Source organism: Thermosipho sp. (in: thermotogales), from assembly GCF_020054775.1.
Lineage (GTDB): Bacteria > Thermotogota > Thermotogae > Thermotogales > Fervidobacteriaceae > Thermosipho > Thermosipho africanus.
The window spans coordinates 1-15,206 of record NZ_JAIHAP010000042.1 but is presented as its reverse complement, the minus strand read 5'-3'; the positions used below and the strand labels follow the sequence as shown (position 1 = coordinate 15,206).

At 31.1% G+C, this 15,206-nt stretch carries 18 protein-coding genes; all 18 read left to right on the top strand.

Annotated features, from left to right (window positions below):
* Positions 1-113: 113 nt before the first annotated feature.
* Positions 114-884, top strand: a complete 771-nt coding sequence (locus tag JG780_RS07570) for an alpha/beta hydrolase (RefSeq protein ID WP_287569896.1) — start codon at positions 114-116, stop codon at positions 882-884.
* A 4-nt stretch (positions 885-888) separates the two neighbouring features.
* Positions 889-1,326, top strand: a complete 438-nt coding sequence (gene fliW / locus JG780_RS07565) for a flagellar assembly protein FliW (protein WP_287569894.1) — start codon at positions 889-891, stop codon at positions 1,324-1,326.
* Between the two features lie 10 nt (positions 1,327-1,336).
* A complete protein-coding gene (gene csrA, locus JG780_RS07560) occupies positions 1,337-1,558 on the top strand; it encodes a carbon storage regulator CsrA (RefSeq protein WP_114702212.1) in 222 nt (73 codons plus the stop codon).
* A gap of 18 nt (positions 1,559-1,576) precedes the next feature.
* Positions 1,577-1,858 carry an Asp-tRNA(Asn)/Glu-tRNA(Gln) amidotransferase subunit GatC gene (gene gatC, locus JG780_RS07555; RefSeq protein WP_012579607.1) on the top strand — a complete coding sequence of 94 codons (282 nt, stop codon included), beginning with the start codon at positions 1,577-1,579 and terminating at the stop codon, positions 1,856-1,858.
* Positions 1,859-1,867: 9 nt separating this feature from the next.
* Positions 1,868-2,317 (top strand): SsrA-binding protein SmpB, encoded by a 450-nt coding sequence (gene smpB, locus JG780_RS07550; RefSeq protein WP_004104260.1) that lies wholly within the window; start codon positions 1,868-1,870, stop codon positions 2,315-2,317.
* Positions 2,318-2,332: 15 nt separating this feature from the next.
* Complete coding sequence (gene deoC / locus JG780_RS07545) at positions 2,333-3,055, top strand: deoxyribose-phosphate aldolase (RefSeq protein WP_287569891.1); 723 nt, start codon at positions 2,333-2,335, stop codon at positions 3,053-3,055.
* 4 nt (positions 3,056-3,059) lie between these two features.
* Entirely contained in the window at positions 3,060-4,175 is a 1,116-nt protein-coding gene (gene glgD / locus JG780_RS07540) for a glucose-1-phosphate adenylyltransferase subunit GlgD (RefSeq protein WP_004104258.1), read from the top strand.
* Between the two features lie 11 nt (positions 4,176-4,186).
* Complete coding sequence (locus JG780_RS07535) at positions 4,187-5,425, top strand: glucose-1-phosphate adenylyltransferase (protein ID WP_004104256.1); 1,239 nt, start codon at positions 4,187-4,189, stop codon at positions 5,423-5,425.
* 12 nt (positions 5,426-5,437) lie between these two features.
* Positions 5,438-6,427 (top strand): DUF4899 domain-containing protein, encoded by a 990-nt coding sequence (locus JG780_RS07530; protein WP_004104255.1) that lies wholly within the window; start codon positions 5,438-5,440, stop codon positions 6,425-6,427.
* A 12-nt stretch (positions 6,428-6,439) separates the two neighbouring features.
* Positions 6,440-7,438, top strand: a complete 999-nt coding sequence (locus JG780_RS07525; protein ID WP_287569887.1) for a 2-C-methyl-D-erythritol 2,4-cyclodiphosphate synthase — start codon at positions 6,440-6,442, stop codon at positions 7,436-7,438.
* A 13-nt stretch (positions 7,439-7,451) separates the two neighbouring features.
* A complete protein-coding gene (locus JG780_RS07520) occupies positions 7,452-8,057 on the top strand; it encodes a hypothetical protein (RefSeq protein ID WP_287569886.1) in 606 nt (201 codons plus the stop codon).
* Positions 8,054-8,839 (top strand): 16S rRNA (adenine(1518)-N(6)/adenine(1519)-N(6))-dimethyltransferase RsmA, encoded by a 786-nt coding sequence (gene rsmA, locus JG780_RS07515; RefSeq protein WP_012579600.1) that lies wholly within the window; start codon positions 8,054-8,056, stop codon positions 8,837-8,839. Before JG780_RS07520 ends, rsmA begins: the two co-directional genes overlap by 4 nt.
* Before the next feature lie 28 nt (positions 8,840-8,867).
* Entirely contained in the window at positions 8,868-9,782 is a 915-nt protein-coding gene (gene fmt / locus JG780_RS07510; protein WP_114702218.1) for a methionyl-tRNA formyltransferase, read from the top strand.
* Entirely contained in the window at positions 9,772-11,061 is a 1,290-nt protein-coding gene (gene trmFO, locus JG780_RS07505) for a methylenetetrahydrofolate--tRNA-(uracil(54)-C(5))-methyltransferase (FADH(2)-oxidizing) TrmFO (RefSeq protein ID WP_287569883.1), read from the top strand. The genes fmt and trmFO overlap by 11 nt, the downstream gene beginning before the upstream one ends.
* A gap of 17 nt (positions 11,062-11,078) precedes the next feature.
* On the top strand, positions 11,079-12,350 hold the full coding sequence (gene murD / locus JG780_RS07500; protein WP_287569881.1) for a UDP-N-acetylmuramoyl-L-alanine--D-glutamate ligase: 1,272 nt from the start codon (positions 11,079-11,081) through the stop codon (positions 12,348-12,350).
* A complete protein-coding gene (gene lepA, locus JG780_RS07495; RefSeq protein WP_004104247.1) occupies positions 12,347-14,158 on the top strand; it encodes a translation elongation factor 4 in 1,812 nt (603 codons plus the stop codon). The genes murD and lepA overlap by 4 nt, the downstream gene beginning before the upstream one ends.
* Entirely contained in the window at positions 14,145-15,017 is an 873-nt protein-coding gene (locus JG780_RS07490) for a phospholipase D-like domain-containing protein (RefSeq protein ID WP_012579597.1), read from the top strand. The genes lepA and JG780_RS07490 overlap by 14 nt, the downstream gene beginning before the upstream one ends.
* Positions 14,992-15,206: L-threonylcarbamoyladenylate synthase (locus tag JG780_RS07485; protein WP_287569878.1), on the top strand; the 215-nt coding region annotated here is incomplete at its 3' end. The genes JG780_RS07490 and JG780_RS07485, both read left to right, overlap by 26 nt.

Here is a 15,206-nt window from a genome sequence, read left to right as displayed (position 1 = left end):
CAAAATAGTTGAAAATTAACTATTTTTAACTATTTAAAATTACATAACACTATTTACTTTTCAATGACCAATTTATACTTTTTTCTAAACTAATTATACAAGGGGGGAGTAGGTTGATATATTCAATTAAAAAAGGTGAACCTAAAAAGGGATGGGTTGTTGTAGTTCATGGACTTGGAGAGCATATTGGAAGGTACGAAAAATTAATTGATGGCTTAGCTGAGAGGGGGTATGCTGTTCTTGGGTTTGATCTTCCTGGTCATGGGAGAAGTCCAGGAAAGCGTGGTCATACATCTATTGAAGAAGTTATATCTGTAATAAATGATCTGACTAGAGAAAATAATATAGAAAAGTTTCATATCTTTGGCCACAGTTTAGGCGGTCTAATTTCAATCAGGTACACCCAAGAAAACTTACAAAGAGTCAGATCTTTAGTAGTTTCTTCTCCTGCATTATTTCTTTCACCAAAGTTTTCACAACTTTTACTTTTAAATTTATTTAGCATAATTTATCCAGCGCTTACGTTAAGAAATGGAATAGATCCAAAAGATTTATCCAGAAATGAGGAAGCTGTTGAGAAATACATAACTGATGATCTTGTACATGATAAGATAAGTATAAAACTTGCAAAAAGTTTATTGAAAAATGTGAAATTAGCCCATGAAAAAGTTGGAATTATTTCTGTACCGACTATGATGCTTGTTGGTACTGCGGACAAGGTTACACCACCACAGGGTAGCTATTTATTTTTCAATAATTTACAGCTTATGAAGGAAAATAAAAAATTAGTTAGATTTGAAGGTGCCTTTCACGAGATATTTGAAGATAATGAATGGTCTGAAGAATTTTATTCTACTATCTTTGAATGGTATGAAATGAGGTGAAAAGTTGAAATATAATACTAGGTTAGGTGAAATTGAGATAAATGAAAATGAAATAATAACTTTTGAAAAAGGGATTCCTGGTTTTGAGCACTTGAGAAAATTTTCTGTAATCTCTTTGAAGGATACTTTGCCAATACTTTGGCTTGTATCTCTCGAGGATGAAAATATTTCACTTCCAATAATTGATCCATGGATTGTTGATAAAAATTATGAGATTGAAATTTCTAATGAAGATATAAAGGAGCTTGAAATAGAGGATAAAGAAAAGGTTGCTGTATGGGCTGTTTTAACTATACCGTCGGGTCATCCAGAAGAAACTACAGTAAATTTAAGAGCACCAATAGTTATTAATATGGAAAAAGGAAAAGGAAAACAGATCATTTTAGACACGGAAAAGTATAAAATAAAACACAAACTTTCGGAGTTTTCTTTTCAAGAATGAGGTGATTTAAGTGCTTGTTTTATCAAGAAAAATAGGTCAGAGCATAATAATTGGTAATGATATAGAAATTAAAATCTTAAGGATAGATGGAGGAGAAATAAAGATAGGAATAGAAGCTCCAAAAGATGTTAAGGTTTTAAGAAAGGAATTATATGAGGAACTTTTGAAAGAAAATAAAGAAGCAGTAAAATTTGATATAAAGAATTTACCGGGGTTTTTTAAGAAAAAATAGTACATGGAGGTGTTTGACTTGAAAATAGATGAAAAGTTGATTGAAGAAATTGCAAAATTAGCAAGACTGGAAATTGAAAATAAGCAAGAATTCATTAATGAAATGCAAAAAATAGTTGATTATTTTGAATTGTTAAATAACGTTGATACAGAATGTATTGAGCCAATGTATACTCCTTTAGAGTCTAGTGCATCTCTTAGGGAAAATGGTGCTGTTGATTTTGAAAATGTAGAAGGTATAAGGGAGAATTTTCCTGAAAGAGAAGGTAATTATCTAAAAGTTCCAGGAATACACAAGTAGGTGAAGCATATGAAGGTAATAGCTACAAACAAAAAGGCATATTCAGACTACAATATTTTGGAAACATATGAAGCTGGAATTGAACTTAGAGGAACAGAGGTTAAAGCTTTAAGGGAGTCAGGAGCAAATTTTAAAGACAGCTTTTGTCGAATTAAAAATGGAGAGGTTTTTCTTTTAAATTTGAATATCCCACAATATAGAAATGGCAATTTAAATAACCATGATCCAGAAAGACCTAGAAGATTACTCCTTCACAAAAAGGAGATTCATAGGCTTATTGGTAAAGTTAAGGAGCAAGGGCTTACTATAATACCTACGAAGATTTATTTTAATTCAAGAGGATTAGTAAAAGTTGAGATCGCTGTTGCTAAAGGAAAGAAAAAGTATGATAAAAGGGAAGATATTAAAAAGAGAGAAATTAATAGAAAAATAAATGAATATTTAAAAAGAAATAGGTAAAGGAGTGTGAAAAATATGGATATAAAAAAAATTGTGGAGGAAAAAATTAGAGAGTTTAAAGAAAGTTACAAATTTGAATTAAAAAACATAGAAGTTAAAGATGTTAATAAATACATTGAACATACAAACTTAAAGGCCACGGCAACTGAGGAAGATATTTTGAAGTTATGTGAGCAAGCAAAGGAATATAACTTTAGAGGTGTATGTGTAAATCCTTCATTTGTGCCTCTTGTTAAAAAGCAGTTAGAAGGAACAGATGTTAAAGTAGTTACAGTTATAGGTTTCCCGTTGGGAGCAACATCTACAAGAGCAAAGGTTGAAGAAACAAAAGTTGCAGTTGCAGATGGTGCTGACGAAGTTGATATGGTAATTCACATTGGTTATCTAAAGCAGAAAAATTATGAGTATATTTATAACGACATTAAAGCAGTTGTTGAAGCTGCTAATGTTCCTGTTAAGGTTATTATAGAGACATGTTATTTGACTGATGAAGAAAAGGTTGCAGCATGTGTGATTTCTAAAGAGGCTAGCGCAGAATTTGTTAAGACATCTACAGGTTTTGGAACAGCTGGAGCAAAGGTTGAAGATGTAAATTTAATGAGATGGGTTGTTGGAGATAGTATGGGGGTTAAGGCATCGGGCGGAGTAAAAACATATGAGGATGCAGTAAATATGATAAGGGCAGGTGCAAATAGTATTGGAACAAGTTCGGGAATTAGTATAGTTAAAGGTAGGTGATATATTGAAAGTATTAGGCTTAATTCTTGCAGGGGGAAAAAGTGAGAACCTGGGAAAGCTAGTTTACAAACGTGCAAGTGCAGCCCTACCTATAGCTGGAAAATATAGAGCAATAGATTTTACTTTGAGTAACATGGTTAATTCTGGAATTATAAAAGTAGGAGTTCTAACGCAATATAACCCTAGAAGTTTAATGGATCACCTTGGTTCTGGTAAAGAATGGGATTTAGATAGAAAAAAAGGTGGTTTATTTATTTTGCAACCTTATATAGGTTTTTCTGGTGAATATTGGTATAAAGGTACTGCAGATGCAATATTTCAAAATATGACTATATTAAGACGTGGGGAAGAAGATTATGTATTGATAGGCTCAGGAGATCATATTTACAAAATGAATTATAGCGATCTTTATATGTATCATTTTTCAAAGGGTGCAGATATAACTCTTGTAACAAAAGAGCTCGATGATACGTATGATATGAGCCAATATGGAAGTGTTGTTGTAGATGAAAACATGAAAATTACTCAATTTTATGAAAAAGTAGAAAATCCTCCAACTAGAAGGGCATTTTTGGGGATATACTTTATCAATAAGCACCTTTTAATGGAGTTGCTATATTCTACGGTGCCTAACGGAGGAAATGATCTTTTACTAGACGTTATATTACCTCGGCTTGATGAACTTAATGTTTATGCATATGATTTTAAGGGATATTGGAGAAATATTAAAAAAGGTGTCGATGAATATTTCAAAATAAATATGGATATTATTAATAAAAGAAATGTAAGGGAAGAGTTGTTTTATCAAAATGGTAAAGTGTACACTAAATTAAAAGATTTTCCACCTGCAAAATTTACATCTAATTCCGAAGTTATAAACTCTATAGTTGCAGATGGAAGTATCATTTCAGGTAGTGTGAAAAATTCTGTTCTTTTTAGAGGAACTATTGTAAAGGCTGGTGCAAAAATAGAAAATTCGATAATTATGCAAGGTACAGTAATTGAGGAGGGTGCTGTTGTAAAGAATGCTATTCTGGATAAAGATTGTCATGTTAGAGAAGGTCAAGTTATAATTGGTGAAGATGAATTAGTAGTACTTGAGAAGAGGACTATAATATAGGGGTTGATAGCGTGAAGAACGTTGTTGCGCTTATTTTAGCCGGTGGTCAAGGTACAAGGCTTGGAGTATTAACTGAAAAGATAGCAAAACCTGCTGTTCAATTTGGAGGTAAATATAGACTTATTGATTTTACATTAAGTAATTGTGTTAATTCAGGAATTTATAAAATTGGAGTTTTGACACAATATAAGCCACATCTCTTGAATCAGCATATAGGAATAGGTAAACCTTGGGACTTAGATAGAAAAGATGGTGGAGTAACTATTTTGCAACCCTATTATACTGAAAAAAAAGGTGTTTGGTATAATGGTACAGCAGATGCTGTTTATAGAAATATAGAATTTGTAGATGATTATAATCCGGAATATGTTGTTATTTTATCAGGGGATCATATCTATTCAATGGATTATAATGAACTGCTTGATTATCATAAAGCTAAAAGTGCACTTGCAACTGTTGCTTGTATGGAAGTTCCACTATCAGAAGCTAGTAGGTTTGGTATAATGGTTACTGATCTTGAAAATAGAATAATAGAATTTCAAGAAAAGCCTAAACAGCCTAAATCTACACTTGCTTCATTAGGTATTTATGTTTTCCAGTGGAGTTTTATAAGAGAAGTATTAATTGAAGATGCGAAAAATGAGCAGAGTTCTCACGATTTTGGAAAAGATATTATTCCAAAGATTATTCAGACAGAAAGAGTTTTTGCATTTCCATTTGATGGTTATTGGAAAGATGTAGGAACAATTTATTCATACTGGGAATCTAACTTAGAACTTACAAGGCCAATACCACCTTTCAATATTCATGATGAAAATTGGCGTATTTATACTCACTCTAAAGAAATGCCACCTGCTTACATAGCAGATAGTACAAAAGTTAAAAATTCACTTATTAGTGAGGGATGTGAAATTTACGGTGCTGTTTCAAATTCCGTTCTTGCACAAGGTGTGGAAATTGGGAAAGGTTCAGTTGTTAAAAATTCAGTTATAATGAGTAATGTAAGAATTGGTGAAAATTGTTATATTGAAAATGCTATAATTGCTGAAAATGTAGTTATTGGAGATTTTGTAAAGATTGGAGTTGGAGAATTTGCAGAAAGTAAATTAAATAAAAAGGTTTACAATTCAGAAATAACCGTCATTGGTATGGATAGTATTATTGAAAGTAAAGTTGAAATTGGTAAAAACTGTGTAGTTGGAATTGATAAGATTGTGAATAAGAATTTAAATTCAGGTGAATATATATAGGGGGTTTAATGAATGGACCTATATTTTGTTAAGGTAAAAGGAAGAAGTAAAGCTACTGCGGAAGAATTTGTTGGCTTTCTTTTTGGGAAAGCTAATAATGCGCCGGATTTTGATTTTTTGATGGTACCACTTAGATTTTCTGAGCAACTAGAAGAGATAGACTTAAATGATAATATTTTAGATTTTAAGGAGAAATATAACAAGTTAAAAAATGAACTGATGAAAGAATCAGTCGTTGAGGATTTGACAATTTCTTTTAATTCATTTTTGAATACAATTTTTAATAAAAGAGGGAAAATTGCTGTAGGTGTTGAAATTACGGCTGCAGTAAAGGAAAATGACATGGAACTTTTAAAAGTTATATTATCCGGTTTAATTGAAGAATGGTCTCCAAAACCTGACTTGGAGGTAGTAGCAGATGGTTTAACGCTTGAGGAATATTCGGCTTATAACGTTCTAGATATGAAAGAAGACTTTGAAGATGTAATTGTAAGTGACTTGTATAAAAGATCCGACCTTGAAAAGCTGCCAGAATTTTTCCCTGTTATTGATCCAATAGGTGGAGAATCAATTACTAAATTTGACGTGGGAGATGTTATATATGTAGTTCCTGTGGATATAAATAAATTGGAGGAAAAATTAAGGCAAAAATATCCAAAAAATTTTGGCGAAGACAATAAAGTCTTACCATTTCCTGCAAGAATTTTGGCTAAGGAAATGGTTCCTACAAAAAAAGGATATTTGTATTTATGTAAAATAGACCTTGGCGATGAAATTTATGGAAAATTTGTAGTAAGTCCTTCATTTAAATTGTTATATGATGAAAATGTTTTGATAGAGAAGCAAAAAAATACAGAAAAGGTTTCAGAACATAAAGTAAAAATAGTAAAACCTGCTAATTTAAATGTTCCTGGCGGTTCTGAGCTTTTCTGGGCATTTATAACTACTATGATATTCTCTGGACTTTTGATTATAATACTTTACTTTCTAAAGATACTATAGGAGAGTGTATAAATGAAATTTACGACAATTAACGAAGACAATTACATAGATTGCGCTAAATTCATATATGAAGAAAAAAAAGAATACTTTGATTATTTATTTAAAAAAGATGCCTTTGAAATAATTAAAAAGGCAATACTTTTTAATATTCCTCCTTTCTTAATGGAAAATTCGCTTGTAATTAAAAGTGATGAAGGGAAAATTTTAGGTGTTCTCCTTTATGCTTCTAAAAGTGCTTTTAGGCACAGATATGAAAAGTGGATTAAAATTTTAGGATTTAAAGTTTTGGGTACAGGTGTTAAATTAGCTTCTATAATAGGTCAAATTTTGTTGAATTTTTCAGTAGATGATGTATATATTATTTCTCTTTCTGCACAAGATTTTTACTTGGAATATGAGCTTTTATATAGATTTGTAATATCACATGATTATAAAAGAATTTTGACGGATGTTACGGAAGGATTGATTGAAAAGTATAAAAGAATGGGATTTGTTGTGGAAAAAGGATTGGATAATAAGATATTTAGAATGTATAAAAAATCAAAGTTGAATATTGCAAGTGGAATAGGATGGGATACCCATCCTATAAAAAAAGATCGAAAATTAATTTTAGGTGGTGTAGAGATAGAATCAGATATAGGGCTTGATGGTCATTCGGATGCAGATGTTTTGATTCATAGTATTGTAGATTCATTTGTAGGTGTTTCACTGAAAAAAGATATAGGTGAACTTTTTCCAGAAAAAGATGTTCCAAAAGGTATAAGTAGTGTTTTTATTCTTGAAAATGTTCTAAAGAGTATGAAAGAAAATGGTTTTTTTCCAGAAAGCGTTGACTGCGTGTTAATTACCGATTTTAGACTTGGAAAGTATAGGGCTGAAATTTCAAAAAATCTAGAAAAGATTATTAATTGCCCTGTAAGTATAAAGTTTAAGACTGGAAATAATGTATATCCGGAAACTAATCTCAAAGCAATGACTGCAATGTGTGTGAGCAATATTATATCTATTTAGGAGCGTGAAATGTATGAGAAGATTAAGCGTATTTTTGATTTTATCTATATTTATACTTTCTTTTTCAAGTGTGTATAACATAAAAATTGGTGAAACGTCGTTTGGAACTTCTGTACTGATTAAAGTTGATCCACAAACCTATAGAAGTATATCTACGATAGATTATGGAGTTGTATACACAGTTGACGCTACAACTGTATATGACGGCTTATGGTTTAAAAATTATGTGGCTTCTTTTACTGTTGATGGAAGTTTTACTGGAGTTTTAAAAGCCGAAAATAATGGAAATGAAATTAATTTTGTTTATGAGACCAGATATGGTTCAAAGACAAGTTATAAACTTTCAGGTGGAAAGTTTGTTATACTTGATAACAATTTTATTTTGGCACATATTGAAAGGCTATTAGAGTATCCTATACCTTATTTTAAGCTTGTTGTACCACAGTTAATTTTTAATCCTTCAAAGACAGAATTTGCAACTGGACAAGCAAGTTTAAAGAAAAATGGAGAAATTTTTGAAATAAAATTTCAAGACGAGAGTATAAAAATAAAATATGAAAATGGGAAAATAATAAGTCTTGAGTATCCCGGATTTGTAAAGGTGGAGTTGAAAGAGTGAAAATTGCTGATTATTTAAGACAATATAAATTAAATCTAAAAAAGTCACTGGGGCAGAATTTTCTTACAAATTTGGAAATTGCAAAGAAAATAGTAGAAAGTGCAAACGTTCAAACTGGTGAGACTGTTCTTGAAATAGGTCCCGGCGCTGGAACGATTACGGAATTTTTGATTAAAAAAGGAGCAAATGTTGTAGCGGTTGAAATTGACAAAAGATTAACTCCCATTTTGGACAGGTTTAATGAGTTTGAAAATTTTAAAATTTATTATCAAGATTTTTTAAAATTTGATATGAAGCTTCTGGGAGAAAATTTCAAGGTTGTTTCAAATATACCATATTCAATAACGGGAATGATAATAAAAAAAATACTTTTTTCCAAGTTTTCAACAGCTGTTTTAATGGTTCAAAAAGAAGTTGGAGATAGATTATTAGCAAAGCCCGGTGAGGATAGAAGTTTTTTAACTGTTGTGGTTCAAACATTTACAGATATTGAGAAAGTATTACATGTTTCAAAAGGGAATTTTGTTCCACCACCTCAAGTTGATAGTGTAGTATTAAAATTTACCCGTAAGGAAAATATTTATGAAAAATATAATATAGAAGAGTTTTGGACTTTTGTATCAAAATGTTTTGAAAAAAAGCGAAAAACTCTTTTGAATAATTTGAAAGGTTTTGTCAAAAATTTGGACTGTTTTTCGGAATTTGATCTAAAATTGCGTCCACAACAGCTTTCAAACGATGATTTCTTAAAACTTTTTGAAAAATATAAAGGATGCAAATAGCATCCTTTTTTATTGAAGGAGGTAAGCTATGAGAATACTATTTTTAGGAACCCCTTCTTTTGCAAGTGAACATCTTGAGTTTTTAATAAAAAATAATTTTGATGTTGTAGCAGTTATTTCGCAACCTGATAAACCAAAGGGGAGGGGTAAAAAGGTTCAACCTACTCCAGTAAAAGAGGTTGCACAAAAATATAATATTCCTGTCTTTCAACCAACAAAACTTACAAGTGAGGGACTTTCGATTATTGAAAGATATAAGCCAGATTTAGGAATTGTAGTTGCTTATGGAAAACTTTTAAAACCTCCATTTTTAAATGCAATTCCTTTTTATAATATACATGCTTCGCTTCTTCCAAAATACCGAGGTGCCGCACCAATTCAAAGGGCGTTAGAAAATGGTGAAAGTGTAACAGGAATTACTATTTTTAAAATTGGTGAAGGGATGGATGATGGACCTATTGCTTTGAAGAAAGAAATAAGTGTTGGTGAATTTGAAACATTTGGTAGCTTGTATGAAAAACTTTTAAGTCTTGGAAAAGAGGCATTGTTGGAGTTTTTAAATAATTATCCTCCTAATCTTTATCCACAAGAAGGTGAGCCAACTTATGCGCCAAAAATTTCAAAAGAAGATTTGGAATTAGATTTTTCTGCTGATTATATGACTGTAAAAAATAAAATCAGAGCATATGATCCTATTCCTGGTGTTAGGTCGGTTTTGAAGGGAAAGATAGTAAAACTTTTCCAAGTCTTTTATGTTGAAGCAGATGAAAATATAAAAGAATATGGAAAGGTGCTAAAGATAAATAATGAAGGTGGATTTATTAGTGCAAAGGGTGGAATTGTAGGGATTAAATATATTCAGTTTCCAGGTAAAAAGCCTATAACTTTTCTTGATGCGAAAAATGGAGGGCTTGTAAAAGAGGGTGACAAGTTTGAGAGTTAATATTGTTGGGGCTGGACTTGCTGGTGTTGAAGTTGCATATAAATTATTGAGGGAAGGATTTAAAGTTAGAATTTTTGAGCAAAAACCTGTGAAGTTCTCACCAGTACATAAAATGGAGACTTTTGGGGAACTTGTATGTAGCAATTCTTTAAAGTCCGAAAGTTTAAAAAATGCTGAGGGGATATTGAAAGAAGAGATGAAACTTCTTGATTCACTAGTTTTGAATTGTGCATACAAAACAAGAGTTCCTGCTGGAAAAGCATTAGCTGTTGATAGAGAAAAATTTTCACAATGTATTACAAAAGTCTTAGAAAGTTTTGAAAATATTGAGATAGTAAGAAAAGAAGTTGAAAAAATAGATCTAGATACGGGTGAAATTTGGGTAGTTGCAACTGGGCCTACTACAGATGGAAAATTTGCGCAATGGCTTTCTAAGTTAACAGGTGGATTTTTAAACTTTTTTGATGCAGTTGCACCAATAATTTCAAGAGATAGTATTGACTTTAATAAATGTTTTGTAGGCGATAGATATGGTGTTGGAACAGGAGATTATATTAATTGCCCTATGACAAAAGAAGAATATGAAAGATTTTATCGTGAATTAGTTAATGCTGAAATGATTGAAATGAAAGACTTTGATAGAAAGCTTCTTTTTGAAAGATGCCAACCAATTGAAGAGATAGCAAAAAGTGGCGAAAAATCTTTGTTATTTGGACCACTACGCCCGGTTGGATTAGTAAATCCACACACGGGAGAAATTCCTTATGCAGTTATACAATTAAGGAAAGAAGATGAAGAAGGGAATATGTATAATATTGTTGGATTTCAAACGCGTTTGAAATGGTCTGAACAAAAAAGAATAATTAGGCTCATTCCTGGGCTTGAAAATGCAGAGATTTTAAGATACGGTGTTATGCATAGAAATACGTATATTGATACTCCAAGAGTTTTAGACGAATTTTTAAGACATAAGAAATATAAAAATATATTCTTTGCAGGTCAAATCACAGGTGTTGAAGGATATTTAGAATCTGCAGCTTGTGGTATATATGTTGGTTTAAATATATCTAGAATTTTAAGTGGGAAGGAACCTGTAAAATTACCTCCTAAGACCATGATGGGTGCATTAATTAATTATATTACAAAAGCTGATGAATTAAAACCTATGTATGCAAATTTTGGTTTAATAAACGTTAAGATGAAGAAAAATGAAAAGAGAGAGAAACTTCATGAAATATGTATAAATGAAATGAAAAATTTTTTGAATATGCTAAAATAAGATAGAGGTGATTGATTTTGAAATATACACTACTTGGTTTTGGAATTAGTAATAAGGAAATTTTGAAATATCTTTTAAAAAAAGGAGAAAGAGTTTTTGTAAGTGAAGGGAAAAAATTAAGTGAAGTTGATAAAGAGTTTTTGAATTCTTTTGGTGTGGATTTTGAAGAAAATGGTCATACTGAAAAAGTATTAGATTCGGATGTTATCCTTGTTAGTCCTGGAATACATTTTGAGAATGATATAATCAAAAAGGCAAAGGAAAATAATATAAAGATAGATACGGAAATTTCTTTTTGTTTAAAAGAATTTGAAAAAATATATTGGTTTCCTTATGTTATTGCAGTAACTGGTTCAGTGGGAAAGAGTACTACTGTATCTATGATTCAGCATGTATTAAACAAGTATAAAAGAACATTGCTTGCTGGAAATATAGGAATTCCTATAGCAAAGTTGTTGAATGATGATTTAAGAGCTGATTATTTGGTCTTAGAAGTGAGTAGTTTTCAACTATTTTGGTCCGATAAATTCAAACCTAATATATCTTCGATTTTAAACATTTATCCTAATCATTTGAATTGGCACCCGGATATGAATCACTATATAAATTCAAAATTTAAAATAACACTTTCCCAAGATGAGAATGATTTTTTTGTTTACAATCCAAATGATGAATATATAGTTAAGAATCTTGGTAAAGTTAAAGCAAAGAAAGTTCCATTTAAATATGATTTTGAAATACATCAACTTCCAGAGCATTTAAGGTATAAACAAACTATTGAAAATGTAGCGGCTGCAAAGACTATTGTTGAAGTTGCAGGATTTGAATTTAATATAGATTTTTTGGAAGATTTTGAAAAGTTACCACATAGAATGGAATATGTTACTGAAATAAATGGAGTTAAATTTTTTAATGACTCAAAGGCAACTAATGCTGCTGCAGTAATAAGGGCAGTTGAAAATTTTGATGGAAAGCTGCATCTTATAATGGCTGGAATTGGGAAGAACGAAGATTATACTTTATTACGAAAAGTTCTGAAAAATTCTGTAAAAACTGTGGCTTTGGTTGGTCCAATCGCAAAAGATGTTAAGCCATATTTGGATGGGATTAATTTTATGGAATGTTCAAGTATAAATGAAGCTGTAAATCAATTATTTAGAATAGCAAATCCTGGCGATGTAATTATGTTAAGTCCAGGAGGTGCAAGTTTTGATGCATTTAAAAATTTTGAGGAGCGAGGAGAATATTTTAAGCAACTGGTGTTTCAATTAAAGGAGGGAAAATCTTGAGGAATGTAAGAAATATAAGTATTATTGCACATATAGATCATGGAAAAACAACATTAACGGATAGAATTTTAGAAATAACGGGTGCAATTGAGAAAAGAAAAATGAGAGAGCAGTTTTTAGATAGTATGGATATTGAAAGAGAAAGGGGAATCACTATAAAGTCTCACCCCTTAAGAGTTTTTTACAAATCCAAGAAAGATGGAAAAGAGTATGAAATAAATATAGTTGATACCCCTGGCCACGTAGATTTTTCGTATGAAGTTGATAGGAGTCTTGCAGCAGTTGAAGGTGCAATATTACTAGTTGATGCATCACAAGGTGTTCAAGCCCAAACTGTTGCTAATACCTACAAAGCATTGGAGCATAACTTGGAGATAATTCCAGCCATTAACAAAATAGATCTTCCAAATGCCAATGTTGCTGAAACAGAACTTGAAATTGAGGATTTAATAGGTATACCAAGTTCTGAAATTTTGAAAATTAGTGCAAAAGAAGGAATAGGTGTTGAAGAGCTACTAGAAGAGATTATTGAAAAGGTTCCCGCACCAAGTGGTGATGAGGACGGAAAATTGAAAGCATTAATATTTGATGCCAAATACGATAAATACAGAGGGGTAATAGTTTATATTAGAGTATTTGATGGTAAAGTTTCAATTGGGGATAAAATAATGACGTTTTCAAACGGTCAAAGTTATGAAGTTATCGAGACTGGTGTATTTACTCCTGATATGACCCCTGTAGATGAACTAAAAGCTGGGGATATAGGGTATATAATTGCAGGTATAAAAGAAGTTTCGCTTGCAAGAATTGGTGATACAATTACCAATGCAATCGATCCAGTTGAAGAACCACTTGAAGGTTATAAAGAGGTTAAACCTATGGTTTTTGCTGGGATGTTTCCTGGAGTCCCAGAATATTACGAAGAACTTAGAAAGGCCCTAGAAAAATTAAAATTAAATGATTCGGCTCTTGTCTTTTACCCGGATCATTCACCAGCTCTTGGATTTGGTTTTAGGTGTGGTTTTTTAGGTTTGTTGCATATGGATGTTGTTAAAGAAAGACTTGAAAGAGAGTTTGAAATGACCGTTATATTAACAGCTCCAAATGTTGAGTATAAGGTTTTATTGAAGAATGGTGAAGAATTGATAGTAAATGATCCTGCAAAATTCCCAGATGAATCAACTATACAAGAAGTATATGAACCTTACGTAAAACTTTCGATTATAACACCGCCTGAATATCTTGGAAGATTGATGAATCTTGTTCAAAATGAAAAGCGCGGAACAATGATAAGTACTGAAAATGCTGGTTTTGAAAGAGTTGTTTTGAATTTTGAAGTGCCTCTTGCTGAAATAATATTTGATTTCTTTGATAAAATGAAAGCGTTGAGTAGAGGATATGCATCTATGGATTATGAGTTTATAGGTTATAGGAAAAGTGATCTGGTTAAGGTTAGTATATTAGTAAATAAAGAACCAGTTGATGCCCTTTCTATAATCGCTCACAAAGATAAAGCGTATTCAATGGCAAGAAAGTTAGTTGATAAATTAGCAGAACTAATTCCACAGCATCAATTTGAAATTCCAATTCAGGCAAAAGCTGGAGGTAGAATCATAGCACGTTCTACAATTAAAGCTTTAAGAAAGGATGTTCTTGCAAAATGTTACGGTGGAGATGTTACAAGAAAAATGAAATTACTACAGAAACAAAAAGAGGGAAAGAAAAAATTGCGTGAGATTGGAAATGTTTCGATACCTCAAGAAGCATTTTTAGCATTATTAAAGGTTGGAGAAGATGAAAATAAGTAGCGTTTTAATTATTTTCCTTTCTTTAGTAGCATTTTCAGCTAATATTTATTTTACAGAATTTGTTGATTTAACGGATATTGTAATTGATTTTATAAATAATTCTAACAATTTTCTTTATGTTTCTTCCTACAGTTTGGATAATTATTATGTAGTTGAAGCAATAAATAGATTAAGTGAAAAAGGATTGGATGTTAGGGTTATATTAGAAGTTTCAAACAAGGATTTAAAATGTAAGGTTTTAAAAGATTATGAAAAATCTCTTCATCACGCAAAATTCATGGTGAATGACAATGGCGTAATTTTTGGCTCAGCAAATTTTACAGATAGCGGGCTTTTTGAAGGATACAACGATATAGTTGTATTTGAGAAAGATAAGGTAGAAGATTTTAAGAATTTATTTTTAAATTTATGGAATGAAGGCAAAGTATCTGGATGTAAAAATTTTTTTGTTGTGGGTTATGATGATGTAGAATCAAAACTTTTAGAGTTCATTCAAAGTGCTAAGAAAAGAATCTATGTATGTGTGTACGCGCTTACCAATCAGAAAGTCTTTGCTCTTTTAAAATACAAAGAATCACGTGGAGTTGAAATAAAAATAATTACTGACAAATGGTTTAATAACTCAATTTTAAAGAAATATCCTATTAGAAATATTGTTATTGTAAGAGATAAAATGTTGCATCATAAATTTGTGATAGTGGATAATTCAGTTTTTTTAGGTTCGGTTAATATCACCGTAAATGGTCTAACAAAAAATTTTGAAATGGCATATATTTCAAATCAGTTTTTAAACAGCTATTTGAAGGTTTTTGATTATCTTTGGAGGAGATACAGTGAAAACAAAGATATTGAAGATTGATCCATTAGATTTTAATGAAAAAGATTTAATAGAAGTATGTAATGTGATAAAAAGTGGTGGACTTGTTGCGTTTCCTACAGAAACGGTTTATGGTCTAGGTGCAAGTGCGTTTGAAGAAAAAGCAGTTGACAACATTTTTAAAGTTAAAGGTAGGGCAAAGGATAATCCATTAATAGTTCACGTAGATAG

Bases quoted from the DNA above. Each gene is read 5' to 3' on its own strand.
- smpB (WP_004104260.1), top strand. From the start codon at position 1,868: ATGAAGGTAATAGCTACAAACAAAAAGGCATATTCAGACTACAATATT.
- deoC (WP_287569891.1), top strand. From the start codon at position 2,333: ATGGATATAAAAAAAATTGTGGAGGAAAAAATTAGAGAGTTTAAAGAA.
- JG780_RS07530 (WP_004104255.1), top strand. From the start codon at position 5,438: ATGGACCTATATTTTGTTAAGGTAAAAGGAAGAAGTAAAGCTACTGCG.
- JG780_RS07525 (WP_287569887.1), top strand. From the start codon at position 6,440: ATGAAATTTACGACAATTAACGAAGACAATTACATAGATTGCGCTAAA.
- JG780_RS07520 (WP_287569886.1), top strand. From the start codon at position 7,452: ATGAGAAGATTAAGCGTATTTTTGATTTTATCTATATTTATACTTTCT.
- fmt (WP_114702218.1), top strand. From the start codon at position 8,868: ATGAGAATACTATTTTTAGGAACCCCTTCTTTTGCAAGTGAACATCTT.
- JG780_RS07490 (WP_012579597.1), top strand. From the start codon at position 14,145: ATGAAAATAAGTAGCGTTTTAATTATTTTCCTTTCTTTAGTAGCATTT.